The 12,737-nt window shown below is 70.3% G+C and carries 9 protein-coding genes, 1 tRNA gene and 2 pseudogenes; 9 read left to right on the top strand and 3 right to left on the bottom strand.

The window, feature by feature from the left end; all coding sequences use genetic code 11:
* Window positions 1–3 precede the first annotated feature (3 nt).
* Complete coding sequence (locus CGL27_RS29530) at window positions 4–981, bottom strand: HNH endonuclease (protein ID WP_078643167.1); 978 nt, start codon at window positions 979–981, stop codon at window positions 4–6.
* 196 nt (window positions 982–1,177) lie between these two features.
* Between CGL27_RS29530 and CGL27_RS29525 the strand changes: the two genes are divergently transcribed.
* Together CGL27_RS29525 and CGL27_RS29520 are read left to right on the top strand one after the other, a co-directional pair.
* The gene (locus CGL27_RS29525; RefSeq protein WP_078643166.1) at window positions 1,178–1,699 is read left to right on the top strand and encodes a YwqJ-related putative deaminase; all 522 of its coding nucleotides are present in this window, start codon (window positions 1,178–1,180) and stop codon (window positions 1,697–1,699) included.
* Entirely contained in the window at window positions 1,696–2,268 is a 573-nt protein-coding gene (locus CGL27_RS29520; RefSeq protein ID WP_237299163.1) for an SUKH-3 domain-containing protein, read from the top strand. Before CGL27_RS29525 ends, CGL27_RS29520 begins: the two co-directional genes overlap by 4 nt.
* 36 nt (window positions 2,269–2,304) lie before the next feature.
* Here the strand turns inward: CGL27_RS29520 and CGL27_RS29515 are convergent.
* Window positions 2,305–3,887: pseudogene (locus CGL27_RS29515) on the bottom strand (histidine kinase).
* 189 nt (window positions 3,888–4,076) lie between these two features.
* On the opposite strand from CGL27_RS29515, the pseudogene CGL27_RS29510 reads away from it, so the two are divergent.
* From CGL27_RS29510 to CGL27_RS29480, 7 genes and pseudogenes are all read left to right on the top strand, one after another.
* Window positions 4,077–4,421: pseudogene (locus CGL27_RS29510) on the top strand (hypothetical protein); the annotation flags it as partial.
* Between the two features lie 138 nt (window positions 4,422–4,559).
* Window positions 4,560–4,631, top strand: a tRNA-Gln gene (locus tag CGL27_RS29505).
* A 107-nt stretch (window positions 4,632–4,738) separates the two neighbouring features.
* On the top strand, window positions 4,739–6,196 hold the full coding sequence (glmU, locus tag CGL27_RS29500) for a bifunctional UDP-N-acetylglucosamine diphosphorylase/glucosamine-1-phosphate N-acetyltransferase GlmU (protein ID WP_119991107.1): 1,458 nt from the start codon (window positions 4,739–4,741) through the stop codon (window positions 6,194–6,196).
* Between the two features lie 71 nt (window positions 6,197–6,267).
* On the top strand, window positions 6,268–7,245 hold the full coding sequence (locus tag CGL27_RS29495; RefSeq protein ID WP_078643163.1) for a ribose-phosphate diphosphokinase: 978 nt from the start codon (window positions 6,268–6,270) through the stop codon (window positions 7,243–7,245).
* Between the two features lie 200 nt (window positions 7,246–7,445).
* A complete protein-coding gene (locus CGL27_RS29490) occupies window positions 7,446–8,045 on the top strand; it encodes a 50S ribosomal protein L25/general stress protein Ctc (RefSeq protein WP_078643162.1) in 600 nt (199 codons plus the stop codon).
* Between the two features lie 84 nt (window positions 8,046–8,129).
* Window positions 8,130–8,720 carry an aminoacyl-tRNA hydrolase gene (gene pth, locus CGL27_RS29485; RefSeq protein ID WP_119991105.1) on the top strand — a complete coding sequence of 197 codons (591 nt, stop codon included), beginning with the start codon at window positions 8,130–8,132 and terminating at the stop codon, window positions 8,718–8,720.
* A gap of 70 nt (window positions 8,721–8,790) precedes the next feature.
* On the top strand, window positions 8,791–9,309 hold the full coding sequence (locus CGL27_RS29480) for a hypothetical protein (protein WP_119991103.1): 519 nt from the start codon (window positions 8,791–8,793) through the stop codon (window positions 9,307–9,309).
* A 512-nt stretch (window positions 9,310–9,821) separates the two neighbouring features.
* Here CGL27_RS29480 and ppc read toward each other — a convergent pair.
* Window positions 9,822–12,542, bottom strand: coding sequence for a phosphoenolpyruvate carboxylase (gene ppc / locus CGL27_RS29475; RefSeq protein ID WP_078643161.1), 2,721 nt, complete (start codon window positions 12,540–12,542; stop codon window positions 9,822–9,824).
* Window positions 12,543–12,737: the final 195 nt, after the last annotated feature.

Here is a 12,737-nt window from a genome sequence, read left to right as displayed (position 1 = left end):
CGCTCACCCCTCCACCGGGACGGCGTACGCGAATCCACCGTCCACCATCAGGTTCGCCACGGTCTCCAGCTCCGGCGGATTGCCCGCCAGGCGGACCAGGAAGGCGTCGAAGTCGTCGCCGCACGGCAGCAACAGCCGCCCCACCCGCTCCTGGACCGTCCAGCCGTCACGGTCCCGCGCGTCGTCGTACGCACAGAACCACACCGAACCGATCGCGTCACCCTTCACCTTGACCGCGATCACACCGCCCTGGACGAAGCCCACGCCCAGATAGTCCTTGGTGAAGTGATCCCGCAGACACTTGTTGATATAGACGAGGTCATTGACCGCCGCCTCATCGCGCACCGTGAAGAACGGCTGGTCGATCAGCAGCCCCAGCTCTGGGTCCAGCGCCGCGCCGACCGGCGCGCAGCCGCCCGCCGCCTTGAGGAAGGCGCGATACGACTCGGGCAGCCGATAGCCCAGATCCTCCTCGACGCCGAGCACCTGCTCCTCGGTGACCGAAATGCCCCTCAGCGGCAGGCCCACATGGATCGGCCGGGTCTCCTGCAACGGGCGGGTGCCCCGCTTCTCCTGGTCCACCTGCGCCGTCGCAAGCCCGCCGTGATGCCGCAGCAGCGCCTTGACCTCGACCGGAACCAGCTCCATGCGGCGGGTGCCGACCACGTGGTGCCAGGTCCAGCCGTGCGGGGTGGCCACCGCCGACGCCCCGTTCCACAGCTCATGGCCGGTGGCGTGCAGCGCCGCGTTCGCCGAGACATAGTCCGTCAGCCGAAGCTCGTCGACGCCGAACCCCTCCGGCGGCTCGGCGATTTCGGCGGCCGCACGCGCATACGGCGAGAAGTCCGGAAAGCCTTGTTCGTCCACTCGGACGCCCTTGGGGTGGCGCGCGGCCCGGACGGGATCCGGGAAGTGCACGACCTGCCCGGCGTAGGCCGTGTTCGGTGGCGCGGCATGCTGCCCGAGCCGACCTGTCGTCATGGCGGTTGCCCCCTGCTGATGCTGGCTACTGGGCACAGCCTATGCGGTGACGCAACCGGCCGAACCGGGCGGCCATCCCCCCTCATGACGGCCTCCGCTCCCACCAGGTCGTTCAGGCCCGGACTACCGCAGCGCCCACGGAATTTGGCAATCTGATCATTGCAACCGGGGGATTGCACAGGGAGGGATCCACCACATGCACATCACGCAGAGCAACGGAGGCGGCGACGGCGCCGCCCTCGCGGCCGGCGACCCCCGGCTGAGATGGAGCAGCGTCGACCCCGACGCCGGCCCGCCACCGCTCAACCGCCGCCGCGACGGCATCCTGCCCGCCGTCGCGGCCGCGCTGTCCGTCCGCGGCGAGACGCTGACCTGCACCGGAGGCAAGGCCGAACAGCCGCCGACGCTCCACCCACTGGTCCAGGAATTCCTCGACGCACTCGCCAGCGGCCAGCGCGAACGCTTCACCGGCCGCTGCCCCGAGGCGATCCTGCTCTCCCGCCACCTTGCCAACGTCGAAGCAGGCCGCTCCAAGCGCGCCTCCCGCAAACCGCTCACCCAGGGTGAGGCCCGCCGCTCCCTCAAACAGGCCAAGCTCACCACCCGCAGGATCCGGGAGGCGGGCGACCCCCAGCACGGCAGCTACGCCCCGCCCTGCCTGTCCTGCACCGCGCTGCTGGCCCACTTCGGCGTACGGATGGTGGGTGAGACCACATGAACCAGGCACATCAGGCACCACAAGCACCACAGGCCCCGGGGGCAGCGCAGACACCGCCGACACGCCCGGCCCGCCAACCCATCGACCGCCTGGACGTCACCCGCTTCTCCGTCGCCGTCGACGCCGCCCTCCGCGACGCCGGCTGGCAGCCCGGCCGCTGGGACATGCACCGCGCCGAAGTCTGGGCCGACACCCTGCGCGCCCACACCTCCCCCGCAGGCCACCGGCACGCCGTCTTCCCGGCCGCCGTCGAGGCATGGGCGGAATTCGGCGGCCTCCACATCCAGCCACCCGGCGCGGGCCGCGAAATCGCCCCCACCCCCTTCCGCATCGACCCCCTGCACGGCCTCCACCTCGCCCGCACCCTCGGCGACCTGGGCCACGCCCTCGAAACCGAGATCTGCCCACTGGGTGAAGAATCCGACGGCCAGGCACTGCTGACCATCGACGCGGAAGGCCGGGTCTACAGCCTCGACCACACCGGAGACTGGTACCTCGGCCCCACCCTGGACGCCGCCCTCAGCACCCTCGTCACCGGCGCGCTCCCGGCCAGGCTGACCCGCGCATAACCCGCGCACCGCGCGCGATCCGACCGGCCGCGGGCACTAGGCGCTCTGCGCCCGCTCCACACCCCCGCCGCGGCCCCCGGCCGCGGTGCCATCCACCGGACGCCCCTCCGGCCGATCCCCACGGCCCATGTGATCCTTCTCATCCATGCCGTCGGTGTGATCCGTGTCATCATCCGTGCCGTCCGGGATGACCGCCGACACACGGAAGCCACCCGCCTCCGTGGCCCCCGACACAAAACCCCCACCGAGCGTCGACACCCGCTCCCGCATCCCGACCAGACCATTCCCCCACTCGGCAGCCCGGCATCCGCCGCGCCCCGCTCCGACGGCCCGTTCTCCACCTGAACCGCGATCTCGGCCGAACGATGCGCCACCCGAACCCGGGCACTCGCACCCGGAGCATGCTTATGGACGTTGGTCAGCGCCTCCTGCACCACTCGGTACGCCGTCTGCTCCACCGGAGCCGCATACCGCCGCTCCTCACCCTCCACCGACAGCTCCACCGCCATCCCCGCCGCCCGGGACTGCCCGACCAGCGCCTCCAGCTCCGCCAGCCGCGGCCCCCCGAACGCCCCCACATCCCTCCCGGCCGACCCCGCGGCCTGCGCCGCCGCCGAAGCCGCGGCCGCCACCGACGCCAGCGGCCGCTCCTCGGCAGAAGACCTGGCGGCATCCGTGGACGACCCGGCGGCATCGGCAGAAGACGCGGCCGCATCGGCTACGGGAGCCCCGGCGGCGGACGCCGACCCCGAAGCGACGGCGGCCGAAGCCGCACCCGGAGCCCGCAGACCATCCTCCGACCGCAGTACCCCCAGCATCTGCCGCAACTCCGTCAGCGCCTGCCGCCCCATATCGCCCACCAGCGCCGCGTTCTTCGACGCCTTCTCCGGATCCTTGAGCGCCACCGCCTGCAACGCCGCCGCATGCACCACCATCAGGCTCACCCGGTGCGCCACCACGTCATGCATCTCCCGCGCGATCCGGGTCCGCTCCTCATTACGCGCCCACTCGGCCCGCTCCTCCGCCCGCTCCGCGAGCAGCGACAGCTCCCGCTCCAGACCGTCCGCCCGCTCCCGCAGGCTCTCCACCAGCCGCCGCCGGGCCCGGACATACAGCCCCAGCAGCACCGGCGGAGCGGTCAGCCCCAAGGTGAGCACCATGGCGAACATCGGGGCCTCCCACACGGAGGTCCCCAGACCACTCTGCGGATTGTCCAGCCGAAGGCCGATCACCGTGACGAGGAAGCTCCCCACCGCCGCCATCCCGGCCAGCAGCGCCGTGATCCGGCGCGGCGCCTCGGACGAGGCCAGCGTGTACAGCCCCACGACGCCGAGCAGCACACCCATTTCGGCGGGCGTGACCGCGATCGATATCAGCACCACGGCGATCGCCCAGCGCCGCCGCAACACCAGCGCGGCCCCGACGACCATCCCGATCAGCACCCCGGCGACAACCGGAATCCGGGCATCATGGGCGAAACCGACACCCTCTACGGCACACTCGATCGCCGACGCCACGGCGAGCAGGACATCGAGCCCCATACTCCGCCGCCGCGACCACCACCACGGCCCCGCGGGCACGCCCCGCGCGCCCGCCACCTCTTCCCCCGTCGAACTCATGCCGACCAGCCTACGGCCGGGCGCCAGCGCTTTCCCCGGGGACACGGCGGCGCACAAGAGACTCGAACATCAGGTAAAAACGCCCATTTAACTCGAACGAATGAATCGCCTACGTTTTCGACCCAACGCGTCCGGATGTCGAACGACCCTGTGGCCATGAACGAACCACGGCGCCGCGACGGCGACAGCATGGGCGGCCTCCTCGACGGGTCGACCACGTTCGAAGAACTGAGAGAACGGGCGATCGCGTTACGAAAGGAGGGGATGAGCCGCCGACAGATCCGCGACCGGCTGAAGGTGAGCAACAACGACATCCTGAACCGCCTCCTGGAGGGCGAACCGCCACCCGAGTGGACAAAGCGCCCCAACGCCAAGGACGACCTCCGGGCCAGGGCGCGCGAGATGCGACTGCAGGGGATGACATACGACAGGATCCAGCTCGAGCTCGGCTGCTCCAAGAGCTCCATCTCGCTCCGGGTCCGCGACCTGCCGAAACCGGACCGGCCGCCCCGCACCCGGGAGGAGGCGTCGGCGACGACTATCGGGGCCGCCTCGTAGTCCGCGTGATCAACAGCGCTGACCTATACCGTCGCATTGAAGGCTGGTGGTACGGCATAGTGGTGGGGGCCCAGTCGACAGACTAACGGGATGTCCGATTTGGGTCATTTACCCTCCCCTGTGGTGTAATGGGCAGCACAGTGGCTTTTGGTGCCATTAGTCCGGGTTCGAGTCCTGGCGGGGGAGCTTCAAGTTCGGGTCCTGACCGTCCGGCTCGGGACCCTCCTTCCTTTCCGCCCGGAAACCTCTCGGTATCCTGCGGGTGTCCACCCCCGAAGCCGAAGGGCACACCCGTGAGCGCCAACCGCCCGGCAGCCGTCGTCGTCCTCGCAGCGGGTGAGGGCACCCGCATGAAATCGGCGACCCCGAAGGTTCTGCACGCCCTCTGCGGCCGCTCCCTCGTCGGGCACGTCGTCGCCGCCTCCCGTGAGCTCTCGCCCGAGCATCTCGTCGTCGTGGTCGGCCACGCCCGGGAGCAGGTCTCCGCGCATCTGGCCGAGATCGACGCCGAGGCGCGCACCGCCGTCCAGCATGAGCAGAACGGCACCGGGCACGCCGTCCGGATGGGTCTGGAGGAGCTGTCCGACAGCGGGGTCGCCCTCGACGGCACCGTGATCGTCGTCTGCGGTGACACGCCGCTGCTGACCGGCGGGACGCTCCAGCGGCTCGCCGCGGCGCATTCCGGCGACGGGAACGCCGTGACCGTGCTGACCGCCGAGGTCCCCGACGCCACCGGTTACGGCCGGATCGTGCGGGACGACGCGAGCGGCGCCGTCACCGCGATCGTGGAGCACAAGGACGCGACCGACACGCAGCGCGCGATCCGCGAGATCAATTCCGGGGTCTTCGCCTTCGACGCGCAGCTGCTCACCGACGCCCTCGGCAAGGTGCGCACCGACAACAGCCAGGGTGAGGAGTACCTCACCGATGTGCTCGGCATTCTGCGCGAGGCCGGGCACCGGGTGGGCGCGTGCGTGGCGGCGGATCACCGGGAGATCGTCGGGATCAACAACCGTGTGCAGTTGGCGGAGGCGCGCAGGCTGCTGAACGACCGGCTGCTGGAGCGCGCGATGCTGAGCGGGGTGACCGTCGTCGATCCGGCCACCACCTGGATCGATGTGATGACCACGTTCGAGCCGGATGCGCTGGTGCACCCCGGTACCCAGTTGCTGGGGGCCACTCATCTGGCCGCGAATGCCGAGGTGGGGCCGAATTCCCGGCTCACCGACACCACGGTCGGCGCGGGCGCGGTCGTGGCGTTCACCGTCGCGGACGGCGCGGTGGTCGGCGCGGGGGCGAGTGTGGGGCCGTACGCGTATCTGCGTCCCGGGACCCGGCTGGGTGCGAGGGCCAAGGCGGGTACGTACGTGGAGATGAAGAACGCCACGATCGGCGAGGGCACCAAGGTGCCGCATCTGTCCTATGTGGGCGATGCGACGATCGGTGAGCAGACCAACATCGGTGCCGCGAGCGTCTTCGTGAACTACGACGGTGTGAACAAGCACCACACCACCATCGGCAGCCACTGCCGGACCGGAGCCGACAACATGCTTGTGGCTCCCGTCACGATCGGGGACGGCGCTTACACCGCCGCCGGATCGGTCATCACCAAGGATGTGCCCCCGGGCTCGCTCGCCGTCGCACGCGGACAGCAGCGGAACATCGAGGGCTGGGTCGCCCGCAAGCGCCCCGGAAGTGCCGCGGCACGGGCCGCCGAGGCCGCTCGTCAGGAGGACGAGGGCCAGCAGTGACATCTGCACAGGTACGTCGTACGGGGCGTACGGTGAGAAGTGCACCAAAGTGACATCCAAGGAGACCTGTTGTGACCGGGATCAAGACGACCGGCGAGAAGAAGCTGATGTTCTTCTCCGGCCGCGCCCACCCCGAGCTGGCCGAGGAGGTCGCCCATGAGCTGGGCGTCAGCTTGGTCCCGACCAAGGCATTCGACTTCGCCAACGGCGAGATCTACGTACGCTTCCAGGAGTCCGCGCGCGGTGCCGACTGCTTTTTGATCCAGAGCCACACGACTCCGATCAATAAGTGGATCATGGAGCAGCTCATCATGGTCGATGCGCTGAAGCGGGCCTCCGCGCGCTCGATCACGGTGATCGTTCCGTTCTACGGCTATGCCCGTCAGGACAAGAAGCACCGTGGCCGTGAGCCCATCTCGGCGCGGCTGGTCGCGGACATGCTGAAGACGGCGGGTGCCGACCGGATTCTCACGGTCGATCTGCACACGGACCAGATCCAGGGCTTCTTCGACGGTCCGGTGGACCATCTCTTCGCGCTGCCGGTGCTCGCGGACTATGTGGGTGCCAAGGTCGACCGGTCCAAGCTCACCGTGGTGTCGCCGGACGCCGGCCGGGTGCGGGTCGCGGACCGCTGGTGCGACCGGCTGGGCGCGCCGCTGGCGATCGTGCACAAGCGGCGGGATCCGGATGTGGCCAATCAGGTCACGGTGCACGAGGTGGTCGGCGATGTGCGGGGCCGGGTGTGTGTGCTGGTCGACGACATGATCGACACGGGTGGCACCATCTGTGCGGCGGCGGACGCGCTGTTCGCGAACGGCGCGGAGGATGTGATCGTGACGGCCACGCATGGTGTGCTGTCGGGTCCGGCGGCGGACCGGCTGAAGAACTCCAAGGTCAGTGAGTTCGTCTTCACCAATACCCTGCCGACTCCGAACGAGGTGGAGCTGGACAAGGTGACGGTGCTGTCGATGGCGCCGACGATCGCTCGCGCGGTGCAGGAGGTCTTCGAGGACGGCTCGGTGACCAGCCTGTTCGAGGAGCAGGCGTGAGCGGCTTAACCTTCCCGAACCGGTTCTTGAGGCCACTCCCGTACGGGGGTGGCCTCAGCCGTTGGTAGAGTTGTGGGGTTGCTCGGCGAGGGAGGCCGCGTCTTATCGCGGCTGTCCGTTATCGACGCGCTCTTCGTAGCAAGGTCTGTCGTGGGCCGGGTGACGCCCACACACCGTAAACGATCTACGAGGAGTGCCCCATGGCCGAGGTCAAGATCTCCGCTAAGCCCCGCACCGAGTTCGGCAAGGGCGCGGCCCGGCGTACCCGTGCGGCCGACCGCGTTCCCGGCGTGGTCTACGGCCACGGCGTCGACCCGCTGCATGTCACGCTTCCGGCGCACGACCTGCTGATGGCGCTGAAGACGCCGAACGTTCTGCTCCGTCTGAAGGTCGAGGGCGGCAAGGACGAGCTGGTCATCCCGAAGGCCGTGCAGCGTCACCCGATCAAGATCGGCGTTCTGGAGCATGTCGACCTGCTGCTGGTGAAGAAGGGCGAGAAGGTCACCGTGGAGGTGCCGATCCTCACCGAGGGCGACCTCGCCCCGGGTGGCAACCTGCTCGAGCACCTGCTGAACGCCCTGCCGGTCGAGACCGAGGCGACCCACATCCCGGAGTCGGTCACCGTCTCCATCGCGGGCCTGGACGCGGGTGCCACCATCCACGCCAAGGACATCACCCTCCCGGCGGGCACCACGCTGGCCGTCGAGGAGGACGCGGCCGTGCTGCAGGTGGTCGCCGCCCAGGCCGAGGCTCCGGCCGAGGAGGGCGCCGAGGGCGAGGCCGAGGGCGCCGAGGCGTAGTCTTCGGCTGCTCCCTTTCGCTTTTCCGGCCGCCGTCCCGCCTCTGTGGTGGGGCGGCGGCCGTCCTCAAGGAGAGACATCCAGATGACGGACGACGCGAGCCCTTGGCTTGTGGTGGGCCTCGGCAATCCCGGGGGCGAGTACGCGGGCAACCGCCACAATGTGGGCTTCATGGTGGCCGATCTGCTGGCCGAGCGGATGGGTGCCCGGCTCAAGGCGCATAAGTCGCGGGCGCAGGTCGTCGAGGGCCGGGTGGGTCCGCCGGGGCCGTTGAGCCGCCGGGTCGTGGTCGCCAAGCCGATGTCCTTCATGAACCTCTCGGGCGGTCCGGTGACGGCGCTGCGCGACTTCTACAAGGTGCCGGTCGGTCATGTCGTGGCGGTCCATGACGAATTGGACATCGATTACGGCGCGCTGCGGTTGAAGGTCGGCGGGGGTGACAATGGCCACAATGGGCTGAAGTCGATCACCAAGTCGCTGGGGGCGGATTACTGCCGGGTGCGCTTCGGGATCGGCCGTCCGCCGGGTCGGATGGATGTCGCGGCGTTTGTGCTGAAGGACTTTTCCGCTGCGGAGCGCAAGGAGTTGGACTACTTCGTGGACCGTGCGGCGGATGCGGTGGAGACACTGATCGCGGACGGGCTGGAGCGCGCGCAGGGGACGTACAACTCCTGAAAAGACGCCGTTCGCCCGTTTGTTCGTCGGAAGGTTGACCGAGCGCCCGGGGATGGCAAGGATCGCCGCCATGTCTTCCACCGGTGTGACCAAGCGCAGCCGTACGCGGCGGGCGGGCGAGAGCGCGTACGGGCTTCTGTTGCTGGCGAAGAACGTGGCGATGGGGCTTGTCGCGTTGCTGATCCTGATCGCCGGGGTGTGGTCGTCCTGGGATGACGCCAAGCCGACGATGCTCACCAAGGGGCTTGAGCGCGGCACCGTGACGGTCTCCGACTGCGGCGACGACTGGTGCACCGGCTCGTTCGCCCCGGCCCGCGCGGGTGGCGAGGCCCATGGCCGGGTGCGGGTCGACAAGGCGGTCACGGACGGGACGGGCGACCGGGTTCCGGTGGCCCTCAAGCCGGGCACGGACCGCGCCGTCCGCACGGGTGCCGCGGGCGTTCTCCACGCCTGGGTCCCCTTCGGCGGCTCGCTCCTCCTCACCTCCCTGATCGTCGCGGGCGGCCTCGGCCTGCGCCGCACGGGCTGGACGATGGGCCTGTTCGGCGCGGCCCTGCTGGGCGCGTCCTTCGCCACGCTTACGCTGTAACGTTTTTCCCGGCGCCCCCGCGTCTGGGCTCGCCTCTCGTCAGGCGCCACGCCACCGTGGTGTGACCGGTCGCGTGGCACGGCCAGTTCGGCACCGCCGGACTCCACCGTGGAAGTACTCGCCGTCGCGGCCGGAAAGAGAAGCCGCCGGGACCCGGCCAACCACCGGAGCGCGCCGACGTCGTAGCAATCACCCGGCGCCCCCGCAGCCACCGGCTCCCGCTTCGTCTCGGGACGACCCCGCCGTCGGGTGACCGGTCGCGTGGCACGGCCAGTTCGGCACCGCCGGACTCCACCGTGGAAGTACTCGGCGTCGCGGCGGGAAAGAGGTGGCGGCCGGCCGTCGTGGGGCACGATGTGCGCCCAGCCGTGGGGCAGGGCAGCGGCGGAGCCTGCTGGCCTCCCGGGGGAGCCGGGGGCGGAGCCCCCGGGAACATCAACCCCCCACACGACGTTGGGCGGGCCCGCTCCCCGTGGGGAGCGGGCCCGCCCAACGTCGGGCATACGCCCTGGTCAGCCCGTGTTGCGGAGGCCCGCCGCGACGCCGTTGACCGTGAGGAGGAGCGCGCGGCCGAGCAGCGGGTCGGGCTCTTCGCCTCGTTCGCGCGCGGTGCGCTGGCGGTGGAGCAGGGTCACCTGCAGATACGAGATCGGGTCGAGGTAGGCGTCCCGGACGTGGAAGGTCTGCTTCAGCACCGGGTTGGAGTCGAGGAGTTCGCGCTCACCGGTGATGCGCAGCACCTCTCGTACCGTCAGTTCGTGCTCTTCCTGGATGACGTCGAAGACGTGCTTGAGGTCCTCGGGGACCAGCGTGTCGACGTAGTGGCGGGCGATCCGCAGATCGGTCTTGGCCAGGGTCATTTCGACGTTGGACAGGAAGTTGCGGAAGAAGTGCCAGTGCTGGTGCATTTCGTCGAGGACGCCGTCGAGTCCGGCTTCGCGGGCGGCCTTGAGGCCGGAGCCGACGCCGAACCAGCCGGGGACGATCTGCCGGGACTGGGTCCAGCCGAACACCCAGGGGATGGCCCGGAGTCCGTCGAGGCCGGCGCCGGAGTCGGGGCGGCGGGAGGGCCGGGAGCCGAGGTGGAGGTCGGCGAGCTGGTCGACCGGGGTGGAGGCGAAGAAGTAGGCGGGCAGGTCGGGGTCGTCGACGAGGGTGCGGTAGGCGCCGTGGGCGGCCTCGGAGACGGTTTCCATGGCCGCGTCCCAGCGGGCGAGCGCCTCGTCGGACTGGCGGGGCGCGGTGTGCAGGGCGGATGCCTGCAGCGTGGCGGCGACGGTGAGTTCCAGGTTCTCGCGGGCGAGCGAGGGCACGAGGTACTTGTCGGAGATGACCTCGCCCTGTTCGGTGACCTTGATCTCGCCTTCGAGGGTGCCCCACGGCTGGGCGAGGATCGCGTCGTGGGTGGGGCCGCCGCCGCGGCCGACGGTGCCGCCGCGGCCGTGGAAGAGCCGCAGCCGTACGCCGTGCCGGTGGGCGACGTCGCGCAGCAGCCGCTGGGCGCGGTGGATCTCCCACTGGGAGGTGGTGATGCCGCCGAACTTGGACGAGTCGGAGTAGCCGAGCATGACCTCCTGGACGTCGCCGCGGAGGGCGACGAGCCGCCGGTAGGAGGGGTCGGCGAGCATTTCGTCGAGGAGCTGGTCGGCGATCTTGAGTTCTTCGGTGGTCTCCAGCAGCGGGACGATGCCGATCTTGGCCCAGCCGGCGTGGAGGTCGATCAGTCCGGCCTCGCGGGCGAGGACGGCGGCGGCGAAGACGTCGTCGGAGCCCTGGCACATGGAGATGATGTAGGACTCGACGATTTCGGGGCCGAAGCGCTCGAAGGATTCGCGGATGGTGCGGAAGACGCCGAGGGTCTTGGCGCCGGCGGCGTCGAGGGGCGCCGGGGTGGGGGCGAGGGGGCGCCGGGAGCGCAGTTCCTTGGCGAGCAGCTTGCGGCGGTAGTCGCGGGGCATATCGGCGTAGCGCCAGGATTCCTCGCCGAGCCGGTCGAAGAGCTGGCCGAGGGCGTGGTGGTGGGCGTCGGCGTGTTCGCGAACGTCCATGGTGGCGAGCTGGAGGCCGAAGGCGGCGAGGGTGCGGATGGCGCGTTCGAGCCGGCCGCCGGCGATGAGGTGGCCGCGGTGGGCGCGCAGGGAGTCCTGGATGAGGTGGAGGTCGGCGAGGAGTTCGCCGGAGCCGAGGTAGTCGCGGCCGGGCTGGTGGGGGGTGTCGCCGGCGAGCCGTTCGCGGGTGTTGACGATCTTCTGCCGCATGCAGGTGGCCTTGAGCCGGTAGGGCTCTTCGGCGTTGAGCCGCTTGTAGCGCGGGCTGATCTCGGGCAGCAGTTCGAGGTCGCGCTGGAGGGAGGCGAGGAGTTCCTCGGAGGCGCCGGTGTTGCGGATGGAGCTGGAGAGGGCGGCGCGCAGGTCGTCGATGATCTCCAGGGCGTCGGTGATGCCGTGTTCGTGCTGGAGGATCAGGACGTCGCGGGTCACCTCGGGGGTGACGTTGGGGTTGCCGTCGCGGTCGCCGCCGATCCAGGTGCCGAAGGTGAGGGGGCGGGTGGTGGCGGGCAGCTCGACGCCGACGCGTTCGAGTTCGGCGGTGAGGTCCTCGAGGACGTCGCCGACGGCGCCGGCGTGCAGTTCGTCGAGGTAGTAGATGGCGTTGCGGGCCTCGTCGGCGGGTTCGGGGCGGGCGACGCGCAGCTCGTCGGTCTGCCAGAGCAGGTCGATGTTCTCGGCGAGCCGCAGGTCGGCGCGGCGGGCGTCGCCGCCGACGGCGAGGGTGTCGAGCAGTTCGGCGATGCGGCGGAGCTTGGTGAGGACGGTGCGGCGGGCGGCCTCGGTGGGGTGGGCGGTGAAGACGGGGCGGACGCCGAGGTGGGCGACGGTCTGCCGGAGGTGCTCGGGGTCGGCGTCCTTGAGCTGGTCGGCGGTGCGGGCGAGGATGCCGCCCTCGGCGGCGCGGCGGGTGCGCAGCTCGCGGCCGCGGTGTACCTGTTCGGTGACGTTGGCCAGGTGGAAGTAGGTGGAGAAGGCGCGGACCAGCTTGGCGGCGGTCTGCAGGTCGGTGGAGCCGAGCAGGTCGGCGGCGGCCTCGCCGTCACTGCGGGTGAGGGCGCGGACGCGCTCGACGAGCTCGAGGAGGTCGGGGCCCTCCTGGCGGACGAGCGTCTCGCCGAGCAGGTCCCCCAGACGGCGGATGTCGGCACGCAGAGCGGCGTTGGTGTGGTCGGCACTGCTCACAGGTGCGGGCTCCTTGCAGTGAACGGGGTTCGAAGCGCGGCATCAGGGCTTGCGCGGCGGGCGCCGCGGGCTGCTGACCCGGTGCTTTCGGCCATGTGCGGACCGCGCTGTCCGACGTTCCCAGGATAGGTGGCACGACCCTGGGTGAGACCAGAGCCCTATTGCCCCGCTTCCCGGCCCTGCCATACTTACGAC

Origin of the sequence: Streptomyces sp. 11-1-2 (genome assembly GCF_003595545.1) — a bacterium.
Classification (GTDB): domain Bacteria; phylum Actinomycetota; class Actinomycetes; order Streptomycetales; family Streptomycetaceae; genus Streptomyces; species Streptomyces hygroscopicus_B.
The sequence above is the reverse complement of the archived record's forward strand: the minus strand, read 5'-3'. Positions and strand labels throughout refer to the sequence as shown.

What these genes read in the sequence shown, in the direction of transcription:
- CGL27_RS29530 (WP_078643167.1), bottom strand. Translation starts at nt 981, where the DNA reads ATGACGACAGGTCGGCTCGGGCAGCATGCCGCGCCACCGAACACGGCC.
- CGL27_RS29525 (WP_078643166.1), top strand. Translation starts at nt 1,178, where the DNA reads ATGCACATCACGCAGAGCAACGGAGGCGGCGACGGCGCCGCCCTCGCG.
- CGL27_RS29520 (WP_237299163.1), top strand. Translation starts at nt 1,696, where the DNA reads ATGAACCAGGCACATCAGGCACCACAAGCACCACAGGCCCCGGGGGCA.
- CGL27_RS29490 (WP_078643162.1), top strand. Translation starts at nt 7,446, where the DNA reads ATGGCCGAGGTCAAGATCTCCGCTAAGCCCCGCACCGAGTTCGGCAAG.
- pth (WP_119991105.1), top strand. Translation starts at nt 8,130, where the DNA reads ATGACGGACGACGCGAGCCCTTGGCTTGTGGTGGGCCTCGGCAATCCC.
- CGL27_RS29480 (WP_119991103.1), top strand. Translation starts at nt 8,791, where the DNA reads ATGTCTTCCACCGGTGTGACCAAGCGCAGCCGTACGCGGCGGGCGGGC.